Source organism: Stenotrophomonas sp. MMGLT7 (assembly GCF_021168555.1).
Lineage (GTDB): Bacteria > Pseudomonadota > Gammaproteobacteria > Xanthomonadales > Xanthomonadaceae > MMGLT7.
In genome coordinates, this window is sequence record NZ_JAJOZS010000002.1 from 309892 (window position 1) to 334290 (window position 24399).

General features: G+C 70.4%; 15 protein-coding genes and 1 pseudogene. 1 reads left to right on the plus strand and 15 read right to left on the minus strand.

The window, feature by feature from the left end; genetic code table 11:
• Positions 1-6: 6 nt before the first annotated feature.
• The 15 genes and pseudogenes from LRX76_RS04095 to LRX76_RS04165 all read right to left on the minus strand — a co-directional run bounded on the left by LRX76_RS04095 (position 7) and on the right by LRX76_RS04165 (position 21698).
• Entirely contained in the window at positions 7-1896 is a 1890-nt protein-coding gene (locus LRX76_RS04095; protein ID WP_231802347.1) for a gamma-glutamyltransferase family protein, read from the minus strand.
• A gap of 108 nt (positions 1897-2004) precedes the next feature.
• Positions 2005-5010: a TonB-dependent receptor gene (locus LRX76_RS04100; protein ID WP_231802349.1), complete on the minus strand. Its 3006-nt coding sequence runs from the start codon at positions 5008-5010 to the stop codon at positions 2005-2007.
• A gap of 585 nt (positions 5011-5595) precedes the next feature.
• The gene (gene tkt, locus LRX76_RS04105; RefSeq protein ID WP_231802351.1) at positions 5596-7599 is read right to left on the minus strand and encodes a transketolase; all 2004 of its coding nucleotides are present in this window, start codon (positions 7597-7599) and stop codon (positions 5596-5598) included.
• Positions 7600-8016: 417 nt separating this feature from the next.
• A complete protein-coding gene (locus LRX76_RS04110; protein WP_231802353.1) occupies positions 8017-9339 on the minus strand; it encodes a dicarboxylate/amino acid:cation symporter in 1323 nt (440 codons plus the stop codon).
• 428 nt (positions 9340-9767) lie between these two features.
• Complete coding sequence (locus LRX76_RS04115; protein ID WP_231802355.1) at positions 9768-11462, minus strand: BatD family protein; 1695 nt, start codon at positions 11460-11462, stop codon at positions 9768-9770.
• On the minus strand, positions 11459-13219 hold the full coding sequence (locus tag LRX76_RS04120) for a tetratricopeptide repeat protein (RefSeq protein ID WP_231802357.1): 1761 nt from the start codon (positions 13217-13219) through the stop codon (positions 11459-11461). The genes LRX76_RS04115 and LRX76_RS04120 overlap by 4 nt, the downstream gene beginning before the upstream one ends.
• Entirely contained in the window at positions 13216-14226 is a 1011-nt protein-coding gene (locus LRX76_RS04125; protein ID WP_231802359.1) for a VWA domain-containing protein, read from the minus strand. The genes LRX76_RS04120 and LRX76_RS04125 overlap by 4 nt, the downstream gene beginning before the upstream one ends.
• Positions 14223-14678: a DUF4381 family protein gene (locus tag LRX76_RS04130; protein WP_231802361.1), complete on the minus strand. Its 456-nt coding sequence runs from the start codon at positions 14676-14678 to the stop codon at positions 14223-14225. The genes LRX76_RS04125 and LRX76_RS04130 overlap by 4 nt, the downstream gene beginning before the upstream one ends.
• On the minus strand, positions 14675-15616 hold the full coding sequence (locus tag LRX76_RS04135; RefSeq protein ID WP_231802363.1) for a DUF58 domain-containing protein: 942 nt from the start codon (positions 15614-15616) through the stop codon (positions 14675-14677). The genes LRX76_RS04130 and LRX76_RS04135 overlap by 4 nt, the downstream gene beginning before the upstream one ends.
• Positions 15617-15761: 145 nt before the next feature.
• The gene (locus tag LRX76_RS04140) at positions 15762-16793 is read right to left on the minus strand and encodes a MoxR family ATPase (protein ID WP_231802365.1); all 1032 of its coding nucleotides are present in this window, start codon (positions 16791-16793) and stop codon (positions 15762-15764) included.
• 133 nt (positions 16794-16926) lie between these two features.
• Positions 16927-18792, minus strand: a complete 1866-nt coding sequence (locus LRX76_RS04145) for a type IV pilus secretin PilQ family protein (RefSeq protein ID WP_231802367.1) — start codon at positions 18790-18792, stop codon at positions 16927-16929.
• 20 nt (positions 18793-18812) lie between these two features.
• Complete coding sequence (locus tag LRX76_RS04150; protein WP_231802369.1) at positions 18813-19337, minus strand: pilus assembly protein PilP; 525 nt, start codon at positions 19335-19337, stop codon at positions 18813-18815.
• Positions 19334-20011 carry a type 4a pilus biogenesis protein PilO gene (locus LRX76_RS04155; protein WP_231802371.1) on the minus strand — a complete coding sequence of 226 codons (678 nt, stop codon included), beginning with the start codon at positions 20009-20011 and terminating at the stop codon, positions 19334-19336. Before LRX76_RS04155 ends, LRX76_RS04150 begins: the two co-directional genes overlap by 4 nt.
• A gap of 2 nt (positions 20012-20013) precedes the next feature.
• Positions 20014-20640, minus strand: a pseudogene (locus LRX76_RS04160) (PilN domain-containing protein); the annotation flags it as partial.
• On the minus strand, positions 20640-21698 hold the full coding sequence (locus LRX76_RS04165) for a pilus assembly protein PilM (RefSeq protein ID WP_343237801.1): 1059 nt from the start codon (positions 21696-21698) through the stop codon (positions 20640-20642). The gene LRX76_RS04165 and the pseudogene LRX76_RS04160, both read right to left, overlap by 1 nt.
• Before the next feature lie 215 nt (positions 21699-21913).
• Between LRX76_RS04165 and LRX76_RS04170 the strand changes: the two genes are divergently transcribed.
• A complete protein-coding gene (locus LRX76_RS04170) occupies positions 21914-24343 on the plus strand; it encodes a penicillin-binding protein 1A (protein WP_231802375.1) in 2430 nt (809 codons plus the stop codon).
• Positions 24344-24399 lie beyond the last annotated feature (56 nt).

The following is a 24399-nucleotide window of genomic DNA, read 5'->3' on the forward strand; positions in this document are numbered from 1 at the left end:
GCATGTTCAGTACCCGTCGACGAAGCGCGCGCGGCGCGGATCGGCACCGCCTTCCAGGTGGGTGCCTGCCAGTCTTATCACCGAAGGCGCCGAGGCATTGCTCCACGGCCCGCGCACGGTCACGTCGTGGCCCCTGGCCTTCAGCGCCGCGGCGGTTGCGGCGTCGATGCGGCTTTCCAGGCTCAGGTCGCCGGGCTTGTACTCGTGGTTGCCGAACGAGGCATACAGCGCGTTGGTCTGGAATCGCGGCGCCTCGACCGCCTGCTGCGGCGTCATGCCGAACACGATCATGTTCAGGATGACCTGCAGCATGGCCTGGTCCTGGTTGTCGCCGCCGGGCGTGTTCACCGCGTACACCGGCTGGCCGTCCTTCAGGATCAGGGTGGGGCTGAGGGTGACGCGCGGGCGCTTGCCCTTCTGCAGCACGTTGGGGTGCCCGGCCTGGACGACGAAGGACTGCAGCCGCGTACCGAAGGAGATGCCGGTGTCGCCCGCCTTCACCGACGGCAGCCAGGCCCCGGAAGGCGTGGCGGAGAACACGTTGCCCTGCGCGTCCACGACCGCCAGGCTGGTGGTGTCCTTCACCTCCAGCGGCGTGCCGCCCGCGTCCGGCAGCGGGCCGCCGTAGCCACGGATCCGGCCGGGGATCGAACGCAGCATCGCCTTGTCAGGGTCGATCAGCCCGCGCCGCTGCGCGGCATAGGCCTTGGACAGCAGCACGCGCTCGGGCACCTTGGCGAACTTCGGGTCGCCGTAGAACGTGTCGCGGTCGGCGAAGGCCAGCTTGGCGGCTTCGGCCAGGGTGTGCAGGTACTGCGGCGAGTTGTGGCCCATCGCCTGGAGGTCATAGCCTTCCAGGATGTTGAACATCTGCAGCATCACCGGGCCCTGGGTCCAGAAGCCCGGCTTGACGATCTCGTAGCCGTGGAAGGTGGTGCTGCGCGGGGTGTCGATCTCCGCCGCGAACGCGGCGATGTCGCCGTAGCGCACCAGGCCGCCGTTGGCCTCGGAGAACTCGCCCATCTTCCTGGCCACTGGGCCGCGGTAGAAATAGTCGCGCACCGCGTCGATGGCGGCTTCGCGTTCGCCACCGGCCTGGCGTTCGGCCTGCACCATCGCGCGCAGGGTGGCCGCCAGCTGCGGCTGCCGGAAGATGTCGCCCGCGACCGGCAGGCGCCCGGCGGAATCGCCGGTGAAGTAGCTCCAGGAGTTGGGCCAGCGGCGCAGCATGCCCTCGTCGCGCTTCAGGGTATCGGCCAGCACTTCGGTGACGGGGAAGGCCTCGGCCAGTTCGATCGCCGGCTGCGCGACCTGCGCGAAGCTCAGCCTGCCGTACTCGCGCAGCGCCAGCAGCGCGCCGTCCACCATGCCCGGCGTGGTGGTGGCCAGGATGCCCTGCGAGGGAATCGGCGGCCTGCGATCGGCCCGCTCCCACGGCAGCGGCGGGCGACCGGCATAGAACTGCGGCGTCGCCAGCGCCGGCGCGGTGCCGATCCCGGACACCACCGCGACCGGCCGGCCCTGCAGCTTGACCAGGATCGGCGCCTCGCCGCCCATGCTGAAGTGGTCCTCCTCGGTGACCGCGCCGGCCAGCATCGCCGCCACGCCGGCGTCCACCGCGTTGCCGCCCTGGCGCAGGATGCGCAGGCCTGCCTCGGTGACGAAGTTGTTGCCGCCGGCGACCATCGCCTTCATGGTCCGCACCTGCGGGAACATGGTCCTCTCCGGTGCCGGCGCGCCGCTGCGGACCTGCTCCGGGAAATCGGGCGGCGCCGCGTTCTGCTGGGCCTGCGCCAGGCCCGGTTCCAGCACCGCCCACGCTCCCAGAGCGGCCAGCAGGGCCATCGTCGTGATCCCGGCGCAGGCGGCACCGGGGCGTGTTGCAGCGTTGACCATGCGAATCGATTCCCGGCAGGCGGATGCGAAAGGATGCCGCCGTCGCGGACCGGTGCGGCCGGCGCGACGACGACTCTGGAACCCTGGCGCGCCCTGGGACACGGGCGATCACCAGGTCTTCTGGACGCTTACGTAATAGTAGGCCCCGTACGGCTCGTACAGGCTGGCCAGGTAGACGCCGCTGGCGTTGAGCGGCGGGTCCTTGTCGAACAGGTTGCGCGCCCCGGCCTCCACCGAGAATCCGTTGAGGAAATCGCCGGTGAAATCGCGCTTGACCGACAGGTTCCAGCGCTGCGTGGACGGCACCACGAAATCGCTAGCGTCGCCGTACAGGCCGTACACCACGCTGTCGGTGTACTGGTTGCGCACCCGCACGGTCCAGTCGTCGTACTGCCACACCAGGGTGGCGGTGGCCTTCCACTCCGGCTTGACCCCGACGTTGCCGCTGTACATGCCGACCAGGTTGCTGGCACCGATGGCCGAGATCATCAGGTTCAACAAGCCGGCATCGATCGCCGACTGCACCAGCGCCTCCTCGGTGGTCGGCTGCTGCGAGTAGCTCTTCAGCCGCGCGGCATTCAGCAGCAGCGAGAAATCGCCCCAGGCGGTGTCGCGCAGGCGCCAGCTGAAGCTGTAGTCCACGCCCTCGGCATTGAGCGCGTTCATGTTGGTGTAGGTGGCGGCGACGTAGTCCACCTCGCCCACCGGCTCCAGGCCGGAACCGGCGAACTGGTCGATGTCGGCCTGGGTGGGGGCCAGGCGCACCACGTTCGGGTTGGAGCTTCCCTCGACCACGCGCAGATAGGCGTCGTAGTACAGCGCGTTCTGGTCGTTGAGCATGCCGATCGGGTTCTCGATCTCGATCTTCCACCAGTCCACGCCGAAGCTGAACTTGCCGAACCGCTCCGGGATGAAGGCCGGCTCGAACATGAAGCCGAACGAGGAATTCTTCGACAGTTCCGGCTTCAGGTTCTGGTTGCCGGTGCGCACCGAGCGGATGGCGTAGTTCTGGCTCGTGCCGGTGCCCGGCAGCGCGTTGGCCGCATCGCAGTCCAGGTAGTTGGCATAGGCCCCGCTCGCGGCCAGGGCCGAGCAGCGCACCGCGTCGTCATAGCCATTGAAGCGGTACAGCACCGAGGAATTCACCAGTTCCAGGTTCGGCGCCTTGAAGCCTTCGGATATCGAGCCGCGCAGCAGCAGGCTGTCGAACACCTTCCATGCCAGCGCCAGCTTCGGCTTGGCCACGTCGCCGACATCGGAATAGTCCTCGTAGCGACCGGCCAGCTGGACATCCAGCGACTGCACCAGCGGGATGCCCTGCCCGGCCGACACCAGCGGCACGGCCACCTCGACGAAGGCGGACTTGACGTTGCGGTTGCCGTACGAATCGGGCGTGGAGCTGTGGCCGAAGAAATTGCTGTCGTACACGGTGCCGGTGTACCAGTCGGTGTACGTGTAGGTGCCGTCGATGATCGGATCGCGGTTGTCGCGCAGCGATTCGTAGCGGTACTCCACCCCGGCGGCCAGGCCGATGTCGCCGGCATACCAGGAGAACAGGTCGGGGCGGTTGATCTTGAAATCCCACAGCGCCAGCTCCGCGGTGGTCTTGCGATGGGTATGGACCATGAAGCTGGACGGGTCGCTGGGCGTGCTGTCGCCGGTCGCGGTGCCGCCGCCGTTGAACGGATCGTAGCTGCCGTCGTTGATCGCGGCGACGAACTTGCTCACGTCCACGCCGACCATGTCGTCGTCGGCATACGACTTGGACCACAGCAGCGCCGTTTCCCAGTTCCAGCCGCCGCCGGTCCAGCCGCGCAGGCCGACCAGCGCGCGCGCCTGGTAGTTGTCCACCCGCACCGGGCGGATGCCGCCGTCGGCGAACAGGTAGTTGGAGATGCTGATGGCGTCGGCGCCGTCGGCCAGCGCCGCCGGCACGGTGGCGACGGAGGCGTCGATGTAGGTCGGCTGGGTGGTGCTGGTGCTGGCCGGGCCGATCCACGATTCGGAGCGCGCCTGGTAGTAGCCCAGCTCGCCGAACAGCTGCACGCTGTCGGTCAGGTCGAAGCGCGCGTTGCCGAAGAAGCTGCCACGGTCGATTTCCGGCGACAGGGTCACGCCGGGGACGGCGTTGGGATCGGCCAGCACCGCCGGCGTCGCGCCGGTGACCACCTGGCCGTTGGCGCCGATGGTGTAGTAGCCGCCGCTGCTGCCGACGTCGCTGTATTTCTGGAAGCGGCCGTAAGGGGTCACGGTGCTCAGGCCGCTGTCGCTGCCGCCGGGGACCAGCGTGCCGTCCGCGCGCCGGGTGAGGCCGGACGTGGCGGTGTACCACTGGTCGCTGTTGTACTGCGCCGAGCGGTGCGCGAACCCGTACATGAGCGAGACGTTGCCGCGGCCGCCGGCGAAGTCCCTGCCGAAGTAGCCGTTGAGCTGGTAGTCCTCGCGATGGCTCCCGGACACGGTGCCGTACTCGACCTGCACGCCGCCGCCATCGGGCAGGTTCTGCCGGGTGACCACGTCCACCACGCCGGCGATGGCATCGGAGCCGTAGATGGCCGCCGCGCCGTCGAGCAGCATGTCCATGCGTTCCAGGCCGAACATCGGGATGGCGTTGGAGTTGTAGGTGGTGGTGGAGATCGCGCCGTCCACCGTGGCGGTGGTCGGGTGGATCACGCTGCGGCGTCCGTTGATCAGCAGCAGGGTGTTGGAGGCGCCGACGCTGCGCAGGCTGATCGAGCCGATGTCGCCGCGCGCGGCGTTGCTGTTGCCGCCGCCCAGCCAGGTCGGGTTCCAGGTGACATCGCCCATCTGCGGCAGGCTGCGGATCAGCTCGTTGCCGTCGGTGGCGCCGGTGGCGGCGATCTGTTCGGAATCCAGCGAGATCACCGGCAGGGCCATCTGCGCGCCGCCACCGGCGATCTGCGAACCGACCACGGAGACCGCGTCGAGCTGCTTGGGCGTGGCGGCCCCGTCTGCCGGCGGCGGCGTGGTGCGCGCGTCCTGCGCCTCGGCCACTGGCGGCAGTGCCCCCGCCAGGACCAGGGCCAGCAGGCGCGGCGGCCCGCCGCGGCGGTATGAAGTGGCGGCTTGACGTCCTGCACCCGTGGTCTGCATGCGCAATGCCTCTCGATGGAAGGGCCGCGGTCGTCCGCGGCGGTACCCGCGGCCACATCCCCGGCCGCACGGCGGGCGCGCGATCCGGCACGCCCGGTGGTTCGTATTGCAACGGCTCGCTGCCCGCACTCCCACTGCCGATCGCGCCAACCAGCGACAACATCCGGCCAATCACATGGCCATGCAGCATGTCCACAGAATCCCCACGCCTGCCGGGCGGGCACGGGTGCACCTGCGGCGCGTCGCCGCCATGCGCACCCACCACCGACATGGACGGTCCAGTGTCGCGTCAACGTCCAGAACCTCGGTCGTGCGCGCCGCCATCGGCTCGCAGCGCAAGCCGCGGCACCCGCCATGACCGGTCCTGTCCTGGCAAGATCCGCAACGCAGCGATGCGAGTCGGCGGCAAGTAATGTCCGGCGTTCGAGCGTTGACGCGACACTAGCGCAGTACGCCTGGCCGGCAGCGGCGGCCGGCGGGTGGGTCCCTTCCCGGCGGGTGGGCAACGGGCAGTCGCCGGCACCGCCCGCAAACGCGAAAAGGCCGGGAAATCCCGGCCTTTTCGCTGTCACTACCCGTACTGGATCAACCCAGCGATTTCGCCGCCTGCACCACGTGCCCGGCGGTGATGCCGAAATGCTTGAACAGCTCGTCGGCCGGCGCGGAGGCGCCGAAGCTGTCGATGCCGACCACCGCGCCGTCCAGGCCCACGTACTGGCGCCAGAAGCCGGTGACCCCGGCCTCCACCGCCACGCGCCGGCGCACCGCGGCCGGCAGCACCGACTCGCGATAGGCCGCGTCCTGGCGCTCGAACACGTCGGTCGAGGGCATCGACACCACGCGCGTCCTCAGGCCCTCGGCATCGAGCGCCTGCTTCGCCTCCACCGCCAGCCCGACCTCCGAGCCGGTAGCGATCAGGATCACGTCCGGCGTGCCGCCCTCGGCCTCGGCCAGCACGTAGCCGCCGCGCTCGATCAGCTTGACCTGGCCTTCGCTGCGCGGCTGGTGCGGCAGGTTCTGGCGGCTGAACACCAGGCAGCTGGGACCGTCCTGGCGGGTGATGGCCGCCTTCCACGACACCGCCGACTCGACTGCGTCGCACGGGCGCCAGACGTCGTTGTTGGGGATGTAGCGCAGGCTGGCCAGGTGCTCGACCGGCTGGTGGGTGGGGCCGTCCTCGCCCAGGCCGATCGAGTCGTGGGTGTAGACGTGGATCGCGTGCGCCGGCACCAGAGCGCTCATGCGCACGCCGTTGCGCGCGTAGTCGCTGAACACCAGGAAGGTGGCATCGAACGGGATGAAGCCGCCGTGCAGCGCCAGGCCGTTGGCGATGGCGGTCATGCCGAACTCGCGCACGCCGTAGTGGATGTAGTTGGCATCGGCCGAATCGCCGACCACCGAGTGCGCGCCCTTCCACAGCGTCAGGTTGGAATGGGCCAGGTCGGCCGAGCCGCCGACGATCTCCGGCAGCAGCGGCGCGAACGCCTCGATCGCCTGCTGCGAGGCCTTGCGCGAGGCGATCGTCGGGCCTTCCGTCTGCACCTTGGCGATGTAGGCGTCGGCGGCGGACACGAAGTCCTCCGGCAGCTCGCCGTGCGAGCGCCGGGTCAGCTCGGTGGCCTGCTCGGGGAAGTGCCGGGCGTACTTGTCGAACATCTGCTCCCACTCGGCCTGGCGCAGCGTGCCGGCGCCGTTGGCGCGCCAGCCGTCGCGGATCTGCTGCGGGATCTCGAACGCGGCGTACGGCCAGTCCAGCGCCTTGCGCGTGGCCTCCAGCTCGTCCTTGCCCAGCGGTGCGCCGTGCGAGGATTCCTTGCCTGCCTTGGCCGGCGAACCGAAGCCGATCGTGGTGCGGCAGCACAGCAGCGTCGGCCGCCCGTCCTCGGCCACGGCGACCTCGATGGCGGCCTTGATCGCGTCGGCATCGTGGCCGTCGACGTCGCGGATCACCTGCCAGCCATAGGCCTCGAAGCGCTCGGGGGTGTTGTCGCTGAACCAGCCGGCGGTGTCGCCGTCGATGGAGATGCGGTTGTCGTCCCAGAAGCACACCAGCTTGCCCAGGCCCCAGGTGCCGGCCAGCGAGGCGGCCTCGTGGGAGATGCCCTCCATCAGGCAGCCGTCGCCCAGGAACACCCAGGTGCGGTGGTCGACGATGTCGAACTCGGGGCGGTTGTAGCGCTGCGCCAGCAGCTTCTCGGCCAGGGCGAAGCCCACCGCGTTGGCGAAGCCCTGCCCCAGCGGGCCGGTGGTGGTCTCCACCCCGGGGGTGTCGCGGCGCTCGGGATGGCCCGGCGTCTTGCTGTGCAGCTGGCGGAACTGCTTGAGGTCGTCCAGCGACAGCTCGTAGCCGGACAGGTGCAGCAGCGCGTACTGCAGCATCGAGCCGTGGCCGTTGGAGAGCACGAAGCGGTCGCGGTTGAACCACTTCGGATTGTTGGGGTTGTGGCTGAGGAAATCGTTCCACAGCACTTCGGCGATGTCGGCCATGCCCATGGGCATGCCGGGATGGCCGGAATTGGCGGCCTGCACCGCGTCGGCGGCGAGGAAACGGAGGGCGTTGGCGAGCTGGCGGCGGGTGGGCTGCGTCATGACGGGTCTGGATGCGGGAGACGCCCGCCGGGATGCGGGCGCGCCATTGTCCCACCCGTGCCCGGCGCTGTCGCGGTTGCGCGGCCCGGCCGGCGCTGCTAGGGGACCTGGGCAGAGGCTATCGCGCCGATGCCCTTGGTTGTCAGGGAACATTCCCGTGCACCCTGCGCCAGCGCCGTGGCCGGGGTAAGCGCGGCGCGCCCGGGACACGCGTCCGGCGCGTGGCTGCGGCCCGGGTGCGACCATCGGCCCTACCCAGGCCGCGATTCCGTTCCCGTGCTTTCGGTCGTGCAGCAGGTCGGGCCGGCGTCCGCGACGCCCCGCAAGCCCGAATTCCCCCGGATCGGCCGCGTAGGGGCCGAGCTAGCGGGGATCGCCACGATCCCCGCGAACGACATCAAGCCTCCCGGACCCGCATCAGGCCCCGGCGGCGGGCTCGGCTTCGTCCTCCTCGCCCCTGGACACCATCGTCGCCAGCACCAGGTCGCCGGTGACGTTGAGCGTGGTGCGGCACATGTCCAGGAAGCGGTCCACGCCGAGGATGATGCCGATGCCTTCCGGCGGCACCCCGACCATCGCGCAGATCAGCGCCACCACCGGCAGCGAGCCGGCCGGCACGCCGGCGGTGCCGATGCCGCCGAGGATGCACACGAACATCACCATGAACTGCTGGCCGATATCCAGCTCCACGCCGAAGAACTGCGCCAGGAACAGCACCGTCACGCCCTCGAACAGCGCGGTGCCGTTCTGGTTGGCGGTGGCGCCCACGGTCAGCACGAAGCGCGAGACCTTGTTGGGCAGCTTCAGGTTCTGCTCGGCCACGCGCAGCGAGGTCGGCAGGGTGGCGTTGCTGGAGGCGGTGGAGAACGCCATCACCATCACCTCCTGTATCTGCTTGAACCACGCCAGCGGCGACCAGCCGGCAAAGCGCACCGCCGCCGAATAGACCACGATCATGTGCAGCGCCAGCGCCAGCACCACCACGCCCACGTAGGCGCCCAGCTTGATCAGCAGGTCCCAGCCGAACAGCGCGGCCAGGTTGAACATGAAGCAGAACACCGCATACGGCGCCAGCCGGATCACCAGCCCGATCAGCGTCATCGAGATCTCGAACAGGCCCTCGACCGCGCGCTTGAAGGTGCCGGTGTTGTCGCTGCGGGTCAGCACCAGGCCGATGCCGACCATCAGCGCGAAGAACATCACCCCCAGGATCTCGTTGTTGCCGGCTGCGCCGACCACGTTGTCCGGCACGATCGACAGCAGCATGTTGATGCCGCTGGGCTGGCCGCCGCCGGAGGCGTTGCTGCTGATGATCGCCTGCGCGCGCTCGGCGCCGGCATCGAGCATCTGCTGCGCGGCGGCCGGGTCCACGCCTGCGCCGGGCTTGAGCCAGTTCACCAGCAGCAGGCCGATCGCCACCGCGATGCCCGACACCACCACCGTGTAGCCCAGCGTGCGCCAGCCGATGCGTCCCAGCGAACGGATGTCGCCCATCTCCGCCACGCCGACCACCAGCGCCGAGAACAGCAGCGGGATCACCAGCATGAAGATCAGCCGCAGGAACAGCGTGCCGGCCGGCTGGGTGACGTAGCTGGTCAGCCACTGCACCCATTGCGCGTCGGCGCCGCTGGTAGTGTGCACGATCAGCCCCAGCAGCAGGCCCGCGCAGAAACCGATGCCCATCTTCCAGTGCAGGGGCAATCCTTTGCGCTTGTCGGGCTTGGCGGAGGCGTCCGTCATCGGCGAGACCTTTTCTTCAGTGAGGGGGGAAACGCCGAGCTTAGCAAACACTGAACGATCCGCCCGCCCCATGGCGCGCATGCAGGCGATACGGGGGGACGCGAACATCGCCCGTTCCCAGGCCTGCCGGGTTGCCGAAAGGACGCCCAAGCCGCGACCGGGCTCTACCCGGACAAGCGTCCCCGGCTTCCCCCAAACCCGGGGCGGAGACTGCGCTCTCCCCAGGCCTCGGAACGTGTTCACGATCTCCCGTAGGAGCGACTTCAGTCGCGATGGGGCTCTACCGGTAGAGTCCCATCGCGACTGAAGTCGCTCCTACAGGTCGCTCCTACAGGCCGCTCCACAGGCGCCCCTCGCGGCTTGTCATTGCTGAGCCACAGCGACCGATCGGCCTCTGCTGCATCCATCCTGAGACCACGAACGGGCTCTCAGCGCCGCGGATACAGGGGCGGCAGCGCATCGGCCGGCGCCGGCGCCTGCACCTCGAAGCGCGGCCCCTGCCTGAATGCCTCGCGCAACTGGCTGCGCACGGCGGCGATGTCGCCGTCGCCGCCCCAGCGGGCACGCTGCATCGAAGCGATGGCAGCGCGTTGGGCGGGGTCCGCCAGCCGCGATTGCAGTGCATCCAGGTCGGCGACGCCGGCCATCTCGCACAGCAGCCGGGCGACCTCGTCCAGCCCGCCGGCATCGATGGCGCGGCGCAGCTCGCCAGGACCCTGCCTGGACCTGACCGGCGCCGCGTCCGGCGCTGCCGGCGCAACCGCGGCCGCATGCCCGCGGCGGCGGCGCGACAGCGCCCAGGCAAGCGTTGCCAGCCACAGCAGCGCGAACACCGCGGCCAGTGCGATCCACAGCGTCGGCGCACGCGTGGCCGCCGGCAGCGCAAGGCCGTTGCCGGCAGCCGCAGGGGCGTCCTGCGCCTCATCCGCGGCCGGCAGGGCCGGCGGGGCGGACGCGGGCGGATCGCCGCCGGCGCCTGCGGCCACGTCCAGCGTCAGGTCCGGCAAGCGTGCATTGCGGGCGGTTGCCGATGCCACGTCCCACCAGGTCACCTGCATGCCCGGTACCACCAGGCGGCCGGGACGGCTGGGCACGATCGAGTAGCGGCGCGTCAGCTTCAGCCGCGGGGTATCGCCATCGAAATGCTCCTCGGCCTGGGCCGGCTCGGCGAACACCTGCGCGCCGGGGACGGAGGGCACCGGCAGTTCCGGGAACTGCGCCTGGGTGGCGCCCTGCGCCGTGGCCTCGACCACCAGGGTCGCCGCCTCGCCGGTGCGCGCCTGCTGCGGCGTGGCGGTGTAGTGCAGTTGCAGGCTGCGCAGCGGCAGCCATGGCTGTGGCGCGCCATCGGGTTGCGGCTGCACCTGCAGCGTCCGCGGCGCGCTGGCCGCGCTCAGGCGGCCGCTGCCGCGGCCGAAGTAGTCGTCGAAGAAGCCGCCCACCGCGCGTCCGTCGAAACGCGCCGGCGGCAGCACCAGCTCGCCGCTGCGCTCGGGCACCAGCAGGAAGCGGCGCTCGACCACGTTGTAGCGGCGCCCGCCGATCTCGCGCACGCTGTTGGCGTCGTCGCCCACCCGCTGCAGCGAGGCGCCGGAGGGCGTGGGCAGGTCCAGTTCGCCGGAGGCGAGCTGGGTGGCGAAGTACAGCCGCAGCACCACGCCCACGCTCTGCTGCACGTACGGCCGGGCATCGTCCACCTCGGTTTCCAGGAACACCACTTCGTCGCCGCGGCGCGTGGCGGCGGGCGCCGCCGCCGCGGCTGCCACGCTCAGGCGCAACGGGGCGGTGCTGTCGCTGCCCAGGCGCAACGCCGGAATCGTCAGCTCGCCGCTGCGGCGCGGCGTCAGTACCACGCCGAACAGCGACCTGGTGCTCATCGCGCCATTGACCATCTGCACCTGGCGGCTGCTGTTCTGGTCGCGGATGTCGAAGTCGGCGCGCAGCGGCGACAGATCCGGCGCCGCCGCGCTGGCATCGGTCTCGATGTTCAAGGTGACGCTGTCGCCCAGCGCCACCTCGCTGCGGTCCAGCCACGCGCGGCTGGCGGCCGCGGCGCACGGCATCCATCCGGCGAACAGCAGCGACAGGGTCACGAGAACCAGGATGTTCGACCTGCGGATCATTTGCCTTCCCGTTGCCTGCGTTGGTATTCCAGCTGGAACTTGTTGCGCAGCAGGCTGCCAGGGTCGTCCGGCAGCCGCCGCATCCAGGCCTCCACCGCCTGCCGCTGCTCGCGCTCGGCCTGGGTCTCGCCGGGTCTGGCCGCTTCGGCCTGTTCCGGCGAATCCTGCTGCCCGGACTGTTGTTGCGCCATCGCCTGCTGCATGCGCTCGCGCTGTGCCTGGTCGGCCTGCTGCTGGGACTGTTCGTCCCTGGGCGCATCGGCCTGCGCTGCGTCCTCCCGCGACGGCTGCTCGCGCTGCTGCGCATCCGCTTGCCGCCGCTGCGCATCATCGTCGCCCGGCTGCCCGGCCTGCGGCTGCCCGTCGCTGCCCGGCGATGGTTTCGAATCCTGCTGTGGCTGCTGTGGCTGCTGCGGCTGGCCCTGCTGCCCGCCGCCCTGCGATTGCTGGCGCTTGCGTGCCGCCTCCACCACCGCACGGTTGGCAACCGCGTCGGGCATCTGCGGATGCGCCGCCAGGGCGCGATCGTAGGCGGCGATCGCCTCGTCGTACTGTCCCTGCCGCGCCAGCGCATTGCCCAGGTTGTACCAGCCCTGGTCGCTGTCGATGCCCTCGAACTGTTGCTGCGCCCTGGCGAAATCGCCCTGCCGATAGGCCTGCACGCCGGCTTCCAGCCGCTGTTGCTGGACCTGGTCGGCACGGCGCCACCAGCCCCCCTGCTCGGCCGCGGCGGCCGGCTGCGGCAACGGCAGCAGGCACAACAGCGCCAGTGCCGGGAATCCACCGCGGCGACGGAAGGCAAGCAGCAGCAACAGCATCAGCGGCGGCAGCAGCCAATAGCCCTCGTCCAGCCAGACCCGGCCGCTCTGCTCGCCGCCGCCGGCGTCGCGGACATCGCCTGGCGCCAGCACGCCCAGCGAACGCAGGTCGCCGTCGTCGGCGCCGAGGCTGGCGTAGCGGCCGCCCCCGGCGGCGGCGAGCGCGCGCAACGAGGATTCGTCCAGCCGGGCCTGGGCGATGGCGCCGGTGGCGGCGTCGCGATAGGCGGCCCCCTGCGCCGTGCCCAGGCCCAATGCCGATACCGCGTAGCCCTGCGCCGCCGCGCGCGCAGCGGCCGCGCGCGCGTCGCCGTCGGCATGGTCGGTGAGCAGCAGGATGTCGCCGCGCGGGAACCCCGCCTGCTGCAGCAACCGCGCCGCCGCGTCGATGGCACGATCGCCACGCTGTCCCGCCAGCGGCATCACCGCCGGCGACAGCGCATCCAGGAACAGGGCGACATTGGCCGCGTCGGCAGTCAGCGGCGCCACCGTGAAGGCATCGCCGGCATAGGCCAGCAGCGCCACCTCGCCGCCGCTGCGCTCGCGCAGCAGCGTGGCCAGCTTGGCCCGCGCCTGCAGCAGCCGCGACGGCGGCAGGTCGTTGGCCTCGATCGACGGCGACAGGTCCAGCGCGATCACCAGCGGCATGCGCGATTGCCACAGCGGCTGCTCGCTCTGGCGCCAGCTCGGCCCGGCCAGCGCCAACACCGCCAGCACGTAGCCGATCGCCGCCAGGCACAGGCCCGCCAGCGATGCCCTGCCGCCGCCGACCGCCAGGTGGCGCAGCAGGTGCGCATCGACATTGCCGCGCCACACGTCGGCCCGGCGCTGGCGCAGCCGCCACAGCCAGATGCCGGGCAGCAGCCCCGCCAGCGCCCACAGCCATTCCGGCCGCAGGAAATGCAGCGACGCGGCGAACGCTGGCACGTACGCGCTCATCGCCACCTCCGCGGCAGCACGAAGGCCAGCAGTGCCAGCGCCAGTCCCGCCGCCAGCGGCCAGACGTAGCGTTCGATGCGCGGACGCACCGCCGGCCCGGCCGCCTGCACCGGCTCCAGCCGGTCCAGCTCGGCATAGATCCCGGCCAGCTGCTCGGTGTCGCGCGCGCGGAAAAAACGGCCACCGGTTTCCCGGGCGATGCGGCGCAGCGTGTCCTCGTCCACCTGGTCCTCGCCGCCGGCATCGATGGGGATGCCGAACAGCGAGTAGCCGCCGCTGCCGCCGAAGGCGACGGTGTACACGCGCACGTGCTCGGCCTTGGCCAGCTCGGCCGCGCGCAGCGGCTCCAGCACGCCGGCGGTGTTGACGCCGTCGGTGAGCAGGATCAGCACGCGCTGGCCCTCGGGTTGTTCGCGCAGGCGCTTGACCGCCAGGCCGATGGCATCGCCCACCGCGGTCTCGCGCCCGGCCAGGCCGACCACGCTGTCGCGCAGCTGCTCGCGCACCGATTCGCGGTCGCCGGTCAGCGGCGTCAGCGCGTAGGCGCGCTGGCCGAACACCAGCAGGCCGACGCGGTCGCCGGCGCGGCGGTCGAGGAAGTCGGCCAGCACCGCCTTGGCAGCGGTGAGGCGATCGACCACGCGCCCGCCCAACTGCATGTCCGGCTCGCTCATGCTGCCCGAAAGGTCCACCGCCAGCATCATCTGCCGCGCCTGCTGCGGCGGCATCACCGCCTCGCCGAGCTGCTGCGGCCGTGCCGCGGCGGCGCACAGGCAGGCCCACGCCAGCCACAGCAGCGCGGTGCCGAGGTGCGCCGCATGTCCGTCGGCGCCGGCCGCGCCTACGGTGCGCAGGCGCGCACCGTAGGGCACGCGCAGCGCCGGCACGCGGCTGCGCCAGGCCGGCAGCCAGCGCATCAGCAGCGGCAGCGGCAACGCCAGCCACAGCCACGGCCAGGCGAAGCCGTCCAGCCAGTTGCCGAGCCCGCCGCCTTCGAACCAGCTCATCGGCGGCCCGCCATCAGTTGCAGGAAACGCGCCTGCGCCAGATCGCGCGCTGCCAGGTAGTCGGTTGCGTCGATCTCGCGGCGGAAGCCGCCGTCGAGCAGCAGGCGGCCAACGCCCTGCGAGAACGCGGTGCCCTTGCCCCCGTCCAGGAAACGCAGCCAGGCCTCGCCCTGCAGCGTATCGGCGGCTGGATCCAGGCGGCGGCCGGCACGGCGCAGCAGCACCGAGATCGCCGCCAGGCGTGCCGGCGGCGAATCCGCCGCGCCTTCGGCAGCGGCGAACATCGCCCGCCATTGCCGCACGCGGCGGCGGCGATGCCACTGCCAGCCGAGCATGGCCGCCAGCAGCAACAGCACCGCGCCCGCCAGCAGCCACCAGCCCGGCGCCGGCGGCCACCAGGCCGGTGCCGGCGGCAGGTGCACGTCGCGCAGCGGCAGCGGGTTGGCGCTCATCCGGCCAGCTCCGGCAGCGGCGACGGCTGCAGCCAGGCATCGCTGGCGTCGGTGGTGGACAGCACGTGCACGCTCGCGCCGCGCGCCGGAAGCGCGGCCAGCAGCGACTCCACCGGCGCGACGAACTCGCCCTGCCAGCGCTGCCGGACCGCCGGCGATCCCAGCGCCAGTTCCAGCCGGCCGCCTTCGCTGACGAACGGCAGGTCGGCGTGCGGCGGCGACATTTCCAGCGGATCGACCAGCAGGACCACCGTCACTTCGTGGTGCGCCGCCAGCCCCGACCAGCGCGATGCCGCGATCGCCGCCGCCTCGGCCGGATCCGCCAGCACCACCAGCCGCGATCCCGGGCGCAGCAACCGCCGCGCCTGTTCGAGCGCGAAATCGAGCCCTTCGTCGCCGTCGGGCGGCTGCCCATACCAGCGCGCCAGCGCATCCAGCACCCGCAGCACGCCGCGCGTACCCGAGGCCGGCGCGACCGGCGGCTCCTGCGAACTGCCGCGCAACGCCGCCACCCGGTCGCCCTGCCGCTGCGCCAGCCAGGCCGCCACCGCGCCGGCGCGGGCCGCCTGCACCGACTTGAAGCGCACCCGGGTACCGAAGTACAGGCCAGGCGCGGTATCGGCCACGACCAGGGTCAGGCGCTCGCGCTCGGCCTGGAACAGCTTGGTGTGGGTCTTGCCGCTGCGTGCGGTCAGGCGCCAGTCGATATGGCGCACGTCGTCGCCGGCCACGTACTCGCGCGACTCGGCGTACTCCATGCCGCGGCCGCGCAGCGCCGAAGGCGCCGGCCCGGCCATGCCATGGCGCCCCTTGCGCGCGGCACGCCCGCCGAGCGAGGTCGCGCGCAGCGCCAGCAGTTCCGCCAGCGCCGGGCGCACGCCCTCGTCCCCGGCGCTCTGCCGGGGCTGCTGCAATGGCTGCGGGCTCAACGGCTTCATCCTCCTGCTCCCGGATGCCTTGCGTGTCCGCGACACCCATCGGCCACGGAGGCAGGCATCGGCCGCCTGCCCCGCTGCCCGGCCGGGACGAAAGGACATGGCATCCGCCGCGCACGCATCGTCCGTTCCTGACCGCCTGCCCGGCTCAGGGCAGCGGCACCTTGTCCAGCAGCGCCGCCACCAGCCGCTCGCCGTCCCAGCCCTCGGCCAGCGCCTCGTAGCTGGGCAGCACGCGATGGCGCAGCACGTCCGGCGCCACCGCGCGCACGTCGTCCGGGGTCACGAAGTCGCGCCCGGCCAGCCAGGCGCGCGCCCGCGCGCAGCGCTCCAGCGCGATCGACCCGCGCGGGCTGGCGCCCCAGGCGATGCGCCTGGCCAATGCGGCGTCGTAAGGCGAGGCATCGCGCGAGGCCAGCACCAGCTCGATCAGGTAGCGCTCCAGCTGCGGCGCCATGTGCAGGTCCAGCACCGCGCGGCGCGCGGCGAACACGTCTTCCTGCGGCATGCGCCGCACAGGCACCTCGGTCTTGTGCAGCGTGTCCAGCGCGCGCTCGCGCGCCAGCCGCAGGATCTCCGATTCGGCCGAGGCATCCGGATAGCCGATGCGCACGTGCATCAGGAAGCGGTCCAGCTGCGCCTCCGGCAGCGGGAAGGTGCCCTCCTGCTCGATCGGATTCTGCGTGGCCATCACCAGGAACAGCTGCGGCAGCGCATAGGTGTGCCGGCCCACGGTCACCTGGCGCTCGCCCATCGCCTCGAGCAGCGCGGACTGCACCTTGGCCGGGGCGCGGTTGATCTCGTCGGCCAGCAGCAGCGGATGGAAGATCGGCCCCGGCAGGAACTCGAAGCGGCCTTCCTGCGGCCGCCATACCTCGGTGCCGGTCAGGTCGGCCGGCAGCAGGTCGGGGGTGAACTGGACGCGCGCGAAATCCGCTTCCAGCCGCGAGGCCAGGGCACGGATCGCGGTGGTCTTGGCCAGGCCCGGCGCGCCCTCGACCAGCAGGTGGCCGTCGGCCAGCAGCGCGATCAGCAAGCGCTCGATCAGCGCCGACTGGCCGACGATGGTGGCCGACAGCGCATCGCGCAGCGCGATGAAGTCGTCGTGGAGGCGGTCGCCGTCGGGCTTGTCCAGCTGCGGCGCGGTGGGTACGGCTTCGGGCAGGGGAGAAGTATCCATGGCCGCAGTTTGACCGATCACGTGGCGATTGGTTCATCCTGCGCTGCGCCGATTCAGCAAACACTGACGCCTCGGACCGGAACGGCCGCCCGCAGGCGGCCATTCCCGAGTCGGAACTGCGGGCCGCGGATGCTCAGTTGGCCTTGGCGACCCGCAACACCTTGGGCGTCACGAACACCAGCAATTCGGCCTTGTCCTTGCTCTTGCCGCGCTTCTTGAACAGATTGCCCAGGAACGGGATGTCGCCCAGGAACGGCACCTTGGAAACGCTCTGGCGGTCGCTGAACTCATAGACGCCGCCGATCACCACCGTCTGGCCATCCTCGACCAGCACCGCGGTATTGATCTCGCGGCGATTGATGCTCGGCACCGTTCCGTAGTCCTCTAGCGTAATCATCTGGTCGACCTCGTCCTTCTTCACGTTCATGTTGAGGAAGACGCGGTTGTCGTTGGTGATGGTCGGAGTGACCTTCAGTTCCAGCAATACTTCCTTGAACTGCACGTTCGGCGTGGCGGCGGTCCCGGCGGTGCCGCCGGTGATGGTGACGTAGCCGATTTCCTTGCCCTGCTTGATCACGCCCTCGCGCTGGTTGGCGGTGACGATGCGCGGGTTGGAAATGACTTCGCCGCGGCCTTCTTCCTGCAACGCGGACAGTTCCAGATCCAGATTGAAATTGGACCCCAGCAATGTATAGGCCAGGCTGGGCATGGAGTTGCCCGTGGTATAGCTGCCCGCAGGCAGACTCACGTTCAAGCCACGCGTCGCATCGGCATTGCCGGTGGCGCCACTGCCGATCGTTGCCACGTTGTCGCCGTAGGTGCGTGTGCCACCGATGCCGAACTTCGCACCCAGATCGCGCGCGAACGTATCGGTAGCGATGACGATGCGTCCCTCGATCAGCACCTGGTCCACCGGCCGGTCGATCACGTTGATCAGCTCGCGCATCTGCGCGATCTTCTTCGGGATGTCGCTGATCATCAGCGTGTTGGTGCGCTCGTCGGCCACCACGCGGCCGCGCGGCGACAGGAAGCCGTTCTCGTTCTGGCTGTTGCCGCTGCCGCCGCTGCTGTTGCCGATGCCCTTGGCCTCGGTCAGCGCCTTGTAGATCGCCGAGGCGCTGTGGTAGTTGATCTGGATGTAGTCGGTGGTCAGGTCCTGGCGGTTCTCGATCGCGATGCGCGCGTCTTCCTTGTCCTGCTCGAACTTGGCCAGCTCGGGCTGCGGCGCCACCCAGATCACGCCGCCGTCGCGGCGCTTGTCCAGGCCCTTGGCGCGCAGCACGATGTCCAGCGCCTGGTCCCACGGCACGTTGACCAGCCGCAGCGTCACGTTGCCCTGCACGGTGTCGGAGGCGACGATGTTGAGGTTGGATTCCTCGGCGATCAGCTGCAGCACGGTGCGCACCGGCACGTCCTGGAAGTTGAACGTCACCGGGCGGCCGCTGTAGCCGCGCGAGGCGATCCTGGCCGCGGCCTGCTCGACCGCGCCGGCGTTGACCGCCCCCACCGCCGGCACGCCCTTGCGCGGGGAAATCTCGACCACGTACTCGTCGCCGGTCTGGTAGGCCAGCGATTCGAATGCTGCATTGGTGCTCAGTACCAGCTGGGCGCCGCCGCCCGAGGGCCTGGCATCGATGCGCTGCACCGGCGTGGCGAAGTCGGCGACGTTGATCGGGCGCTGCAGCTGGGCCGGGATCGAGGCATTGCCGACGTCGATCACCACGTTGCTGCCCTGGTTGCGCAGGTCGGGGCTGGCACCGTGCCCGTCGAACTTCAGGATCAGGCGGCCGGCGCCGTCGTCGCCGCGCTTGAAGTCGATCTTCGATACCGCGACGGTGGCGGGAACCGACTTGGCCGGGTCGTGCGCGTTCAGGGCCGGCGTCTGCGCCATGGCGAGCGCCGGACCGACAGCCACGGCCATCGCCACCCCCAGCGCACACGCCCGGACCATCGCCTGGCGCCCGGCAGGATGCAGGCGCAGGGCTTTGTAGAGAGTCATCGTGCTATCCCCTAGTCGAATCATTGATCATCCAGCGCCAGCGACGCCGGACGTTCCAGCCAGCCGCCGGCGCCATCGGGCACCAGCTCGATCAGCTCGATGCGGTCCTCCTTGACTGCCGTGACCCGGCCATCGCTCTGCCCCAAGTAGATCCCCGGCCTCACCCGGTAGGTGACCTTGTCCGGCGCCATCACCAGCGCGACCAGCGAGGACGGGACGCCGATCGTGCCCACCATGTCCAGGCTGTCGAGCGGGAACTGCTCCAGCGGTTCCTTGCGCCGGTTCGGGTCCGGGCGGGTGCCGCTGCCGCTGTCCGGGTTGACCCACGCGTCGCTGAACGGATCGCGCATCCCCTGGGCCGAGTACTCGAACGTCTCGAACTGCTGCATCACCGGCAGCGGTTCCAGCGGCGGCGCCGGGCGCGCGCGCACCTCGGCCACCCAGCTGCGCAGGTTCGGGGCGTCGCCGGGCGTGCTGGTGACGCCGCGCGCGCAACCGGCCAGCGCCAGCACGCACAGCACGCCGACCGAAAGCCTGCCGTTCATGCGCCGCCCCTCTTGCCCGCCGCCTTCTGCGCCGCGGCGGCCTTCCGTTCCTGCTCGGCGGTTTCCTCGTCGTCCAGGTAGCGGTAGGTCTTCACCGTGCCCGACAGCTCCAGCGCGCCGCGCGCAGTGATGCCGGCCTTGGCGTCCTTGGGCTTGAGGTTGATGTCGTGCATGGTCAGGATCACCACCCGCGGCAGCGAGGCCACGCCGCTGACGAAGGCGCCGAACTGGTGGTAGCTGCCGACCATGCGCAGCGCGATCGGCTTCTCCGCGTAGAACTCGCGCGGCGACTCCGGGCCCGGCTGGAACAGTTCGTTGGACAGGCCGCTGGACAGCGCGGTCTGCGAGATGTCGATGATCAGGTCCGGCATCTCGGTCCTGCTGGGCAGCTGCCGCAGCATCTGCTGCAGCACCTGCTCCATCTGCGCCAGCTGCTGCTTGAGCGGCTCCAGGTTGACGGCACGGCCCTGTTCCTTCTCGAAGCTGGCGCGCAGTTCGGTTTCCTTCTGCTCCAGCCCGGCCAGCTGCTCGCGCTCGCCGCGGATCAGCAGCAGCCAGGCCATGACCACGATGAACAGGCCCAGCAGCACGCAGAAACCGATCTTGGCCTGCTGCGGCCAGCCGCCGATGTTGTTGAAGTCCAGCTCGCTGATCCTGACCTTGCTCTTGCTCATGGCGCGGCTCCCGCAGCGGCCGCCTGCACCGCGCCGTCGGCGGCACCGGCCCGGCTCGGGTTGGACAGCTTGACCTTCAGGGTGAACACGTAGGGCAGCGACTTGACGTCCATCACCGCACTGGCGCCGGACTTGGCGTCGGCCGCCTTGGCCTCGATGATCGACAGGTCCGGACCGGTCATCCAGCCCGAACCTTCCAGGTTGCGCATGTAGGCGCTGACGCGCGCGTTGGACTGCGAGCGCCCCTCGAGCGTGAGCACGTCGCCCTCCTGCTTGATCGCGGTCAGCACCACGCCGTCGGGGATGGTGCGCACCAGCGAGTCGAACAGGTGCACCATCTGCGAGCGGTTGGCCTGCAGTTCCTCGATGACCTTCTTGCGCGCGAGCAGGCGGTCCTTCTGCCGGTCGAGCTGGTCGATCTCCTGGTTCTGCGCCTGCACCTTCTGGATCTCGGCCTGCAGGTAGGCGTTGCGCGCGTTCTGGCCCTCGATCTGGCGGTCGTAGTAGAACCAGATCAGCACGGACAGCAGCACGCCGGCCAGCGCGGCCAGGCCGAGCATGGTGTAGAACTCGCGCTCGCGCTGCTTGCGGCGCTCGGCGCGCCACGGAAGTAGGTTGAGGCGCGCCATCAGTCGAAGCTCCTCAGCGCCAGGCCGGTGGCGATCATCAGCGCCGGCGCGTCCTGGGCCAGCGCGTATGCCTGCACCTTGGGGCCGAGCGTCATCTGCGCCAGCGGGTTGGCCACCACGGTGGCCACGCCCAGTTGCTCCTCCACCATCTCCGGCAGGCCGGGCAGCGCGGCGCAGCCGCCGGCCAGCACGATGTGATCGACGCGGTTGAACTCGCTGCCGGCGTAGAAGAACTGCAGCAGGCGGCTGATCTGCTGCACCGTCGCCTCCTTGAACGGCTCCAGCACCTCGACCTCGTAGCTCTCCGGCAGCCCGCCCTGGCGCTTGGCCAGGGCGGCCTCCTCGTAGCTCAGGCCGTAGCGGCGCATCACCTCGTCGGTGAGCTGCTTGCCGCCGAACACCTGCTCGCGGCTGTACAGGCTGCGCTCGTTGCGCAGCACGTTGAGCGTGGTCATGGTGGCGCCGATGTCGACCAGCGCGACCACCGCATCCGGCGCCAGCGCCAGGTCGCGGGCGACCAGGCCGAACGCGTTCTCGATGGCGAACGCCTCCACGTCCATCACCTTGGCGGCCAACCCGCCCAGCTCCAGCGCCGACTGCCGGATCTCGACGTTCTCCGAACGCGATGCGGCCAGCAGCACCTGCACCATCTCCGGGTTGTTGGGGATAGGCCCGAGCACCTCGAAGTCGAGGTTCACCTCCTCGATCGGGTACGGGATGTAGTTGACCGCCTCGAGCTCGACCTGCGCTTCCATGTCGTTCTCGTCCAGATCGGCCGGCATCGGGATCAGCTTGGTGATCACCGCCGAACCCGCCACCGCCGCCGCCGCGTTCCTGGCCTTGCTGCCGGAGCGGGTCATGGCGCGGCGGATGGCCTCGCCGACCGCCTCGACCTCGACGATGTTCTTCTCCACCACCGCGTTCGGCGGCAGCGGTTCCACGGCGTAGTGCTCCACGCGGAAACGGTTGCCGCTGCGCGACAGCTGCAGAAGCTTGACCGCAGTGGAACTGATGTCGACGCCCATCAGCGGCGACTGGCTTTTGGGAATGAGCCCCACGGAAACTCCCCTGCCGACGGGCACCTATAAGCGCTATCCGCGCCCGCGCATTAATAACGGTTCACTTGCGATTGGCAACACTTCCGCGTCCAAGTCGAGAAACCCGTCACGCGGCCCCAGTGGCTACCCCTCGCACTCCCCGGTCCCGACCTCGGCCGAAACCCGGCGTCATCTATACTCTGTACCCAGAAAATTCGCAATCGGAATCCGCCCTGATGCCTCGTCTCCGTCGCTGGCTGCGCTGGTTGGCAGCCACGTTTGTCGTACTCGTATTGCTGGGCTGCCTGGCCGCCGGCGCCATCTACTACGTCGTGTCCTCCAAGCTGCCGGACGTGCAGTCGCTCAAGCAGGTGGAACTGCAGGAGCCGATGTACGTCTATGCCAGCGACGGGCGGCTGATGGCGCTGTTCGGCGAGACCCGCCGCTACCCGATCCACATGTCCGACGTGCCCGAGCGGCTCAAGCAGGCGTTCCTGGCCACCGAGGACGCACGCTTCTACGAGCACGGCGGCGTGGACTACAAGGGCATCGCCCGCGCGGTGTGGCTGCTGGCCACCACCGATGCCAGGCGCGTGCCCGGCGGCTCCACCATCACCCAGCAGGTCGCGCGCCAGTTCTTCCTGAGTTCGGAGTACAGCTACACCCGCAAGCTGGCCGAGATCCTGCTGGCGCGCAAGATCGAGAGCGAGCTGAGCAAGGACGAGATCTTCGAGCTGTATCTCAACAAGAGCTTCTTCGGCAATCGCGCCTACGGGGTCGCCGCCGCGGCCGAGTACTACTACGGCAAGAAGCTCGACGAGCTGTCGCTGGACGAGATGGCCTCGCTGGCCGGCATCCCCAAGTTCCCCTCCAGCGGCAACCCGATCAGCAATCCCGAGCGCGCCCGCGAACGCCGCGACTACTACGTGCTCGAGCGCATGGCCGAGCTGGGCTTCGTCAGCCGGGCCGAGGCCGACGCGGCCAAGGCGGTGCCGATGCATGCCGCCCCGCACGAGCGCCCGGTCGAGGTGTACGCGCCGTACGTGGCCGAGCTGGTGCGCCAGGAAATGATCGCCCGCTACGGCGGCGACGTGCTCAACAAGGGCTACCACGTCACCACCACGATCGACCCGGAACTGCAGACCGCGGCCAACAGCGCCGTGCGCGACGGCCTGCTGCTGTACGACCACCGCCACGGCTGGCAGGGCGCCGAGCGCCACTTCGACCTGCCCGCGCAGGCCGACACGGCCGCGATCGCCGCCCAGCTCGTGGGCATCGCGCCGCAGTCCGGGCTGCTGCCGGCGGTCGTCGCCGGCGCCGGTAGCGACGGCGGCGTCACCGTGGTGCTGGCCAACAGGACCGAGCTGGCACTGCCGGCCGCCGCCAGCCGCTGGACCGGACGCACCCCGGCCGCCCTGCTCAAGCGCGGCGACCTGGTGCGCATACGCGCCGGCGACAAGGACGGCGAGTGGCTGATCGACCAGCTGCCGCGCGGCCAGGCCGCGCTGGTCTCGCTGGATGCCAACAACGGCGCCCTGCGCGCGCTGGTCGGCGGCTTCAGCTTCGCCGGCAACAAGTTCAACCGCGCCACCCAGGCGCGGCGCCAGCCCGGCTCCAGCTTCAAGCCGTTCGTCTACGCGGCGGCGTTCGAGAAGGGCTTCAACCCGGCCTCGATCGTGCTCGATGCGCCGGTGGTGTTCCGCGACCGCCGCGGCAAGACCTGGTCGCCGCAGAACGACGGCGGCGGCTTCCGCGGGCCGATGCGCCTGCGCGAGGCGCTGGTGCAGTCGCGCAACCTGGTCTCGGTGCGGTTGCTGGACGCCATCGGCGTGGATTTCGCGCGCAAGTACATCAGCCAGTTCGGCTTCGACGAGTCCGAGCTGCCGCCGAACCTGTCGATGTCGCTGGGTACCGCCTCGCTGACCCCGCTGTCGGTGGCGCGCGGCTACGCGGTGTTCGCCAACGGCGGCTCGCGGGTGGATCCGTGGATGATCGAGCGGGTGACCGACCGCGACGGCCAGGTGCTGTTCGAGGAGAACCCGGCGGTGGCCTGCCGCAGCTGCGGCAACACCGGCGGCGCCGCCAGCGCACCGGTCAGCCAGGTGGTGGACGGCTTCAACTTCGGTGCGGCGGCGCCGGCCAATCCCGCGCCGCAACAGCCGGTCGCGCAGGCGCCGGCCGAGGCTGAAGCACCGGCCAGCCCCGACGTGCGCATCGCACCGCGCGCGATAGACCCGCGCACCGCCTACCAGCTGGTGTCGATGATGCGCGACGTGGTCCAGCGCGGCACCGGCGCCCAGGCCAGGACGCTCGGACGCGAGGACGTGGGCGGCAAGACCGGCTCCACCAACGACCACCGCGACGCCTGGTTCTCCGGCTTCGGCGGCCCGTACGTGACCACCGTATGGGTCGGCCGCGACGACTTCCGCTCGCTCGGCTACCGCGAGTACGGCGGCAGGTCGGCGCTGCCGATCTGGATCGACTACATGCGCGTCGCGCTGAAGGACACGCCGGTCGCCGCCAACGACCCGCCCGACGGCATGGTGCAGGCCACCCTCAATGGCGCCACCGAATGGGTCAAGGTCGAGGACATGGACCGCCTGCAGGACTACGACTACGGCCAGCAGGACCCGCAGGCCGACGACAAGGCGTTCGACATCTTCTGATGGCGGCGGGGCCCCACGTCCGCCACCAACGAAGCCCGGGACCCGGGCTGGCCCCC

What these genes read in the sequence shown, in the direction of transcription:
- LRX76_RS04095 (WP_231802347.1), bottom strand. Translation starts at nt 1,896, where the DNA reads ATGGTCAACGCTGCAACACGCCCCGGTGCCGCCTGCGCCGGGATCACG.
- LRX76_RS04100 (WP_231802349.1), bottom strand. Translation starts at nt 5,010, where the DNA reads ATGCAGACCACGGGTGCAGGACGTCAAGCCGCCACTTCATACCGCCGC.
- tkt (WP_231802351.1), bottom strand. Translation starts at nt 7,599, where the DNA reads ATGACGCAGCCCACCCGCCGCCAGCTCGCCAACGCCCTCCGTTTCCTC.
- LRX76_RS04110 (WP_231802353.1), bottom strand. Translation starts at nt 9,339, where the DNA reads ATGACGGACGCCTCCGCCAAGCCCGACAAGCGCAAAGGATTGCCCCTG.
- LRX76_RS04115 (WP_231802355.1), bottom strand. Translation starts at nt 11,462, where the DNA reads ATGATCCGCAGGTCGAACATCCTGGTTCTCGTGACCCTGTCGCTGCTG.
- LRX76_RS04120 (WP_231802357.1), bottom strand. Translation starts at nt 13,219, where the DNA reads ATGAGCGCGTACGTGCCAGCGTTCGCCGCGTCGCTGCATTTCCTGCGG.
- LRX76_RS04125 (WP_231802359.1), bottom strand. Translation starts at nt 14,226, where the DNA reads ATGAGCTGGTTCGAAGGCGGCGGGCTCGGCAACTGGCTGGACGGCTTC.
- LRX76_RS04130 (WP_231802361.1), bottom strand. Translation starts at nt 14,678, where the DNA reads ATGAGCGCCAACCCGCTGCCGCTGCGCGACGTGCACCTGCCGCCGGCA.
- LRX76_RS04135 (WP_231802363.1), bottom strand. Translation starts at nt 15,616, where the DNA reads ATGAAGCCGTTGAGCCCGCAGCCATTGCAGCAGCCCCGGCAGAGCGCC.
- LRX76_RS04140 (WP_231802365.1), bottom strand. Translation starts at nt 16,793, where the DNA reads ATGGATACTTCTCCCCTGCCCGAAGCCGTACCCACCGCGCCGCAGCTG.
- LRX76_RS04145 (WP_231802367.1), bottom strand. Translation starts at nt 18,792, where the DNA reads ATGACTCTCTACAAAGCCCTGCGCCTGCATCCTGCCGGGCGCCAGGCG.
- LRX76_RS04150 (WP_231802369.1), bottom strand. Translation starts at nt 19,337, where the DNA reads ATGAACGGCAGGCTTTCGGTCGGCGTGCTGTGCGTGCTGGCGCTGGCC.
- LRX76_RS04155 (WP_231802371.1), bottom strand. Translation starts at nt 20,011, where the DNA reads ATGAGCAAGAGCAAGGTCAGGATCAGCGAGCTGGACTTCAACAACATC.
- LRX76_RS04170 (WP_231802375.1), top strand. Translation starts at nt 21,914, where the DNA reads ATGCCTCGTCTCCGTCGCTGGCTGCGCTGGTTGGCAGCCACGTTTGTC.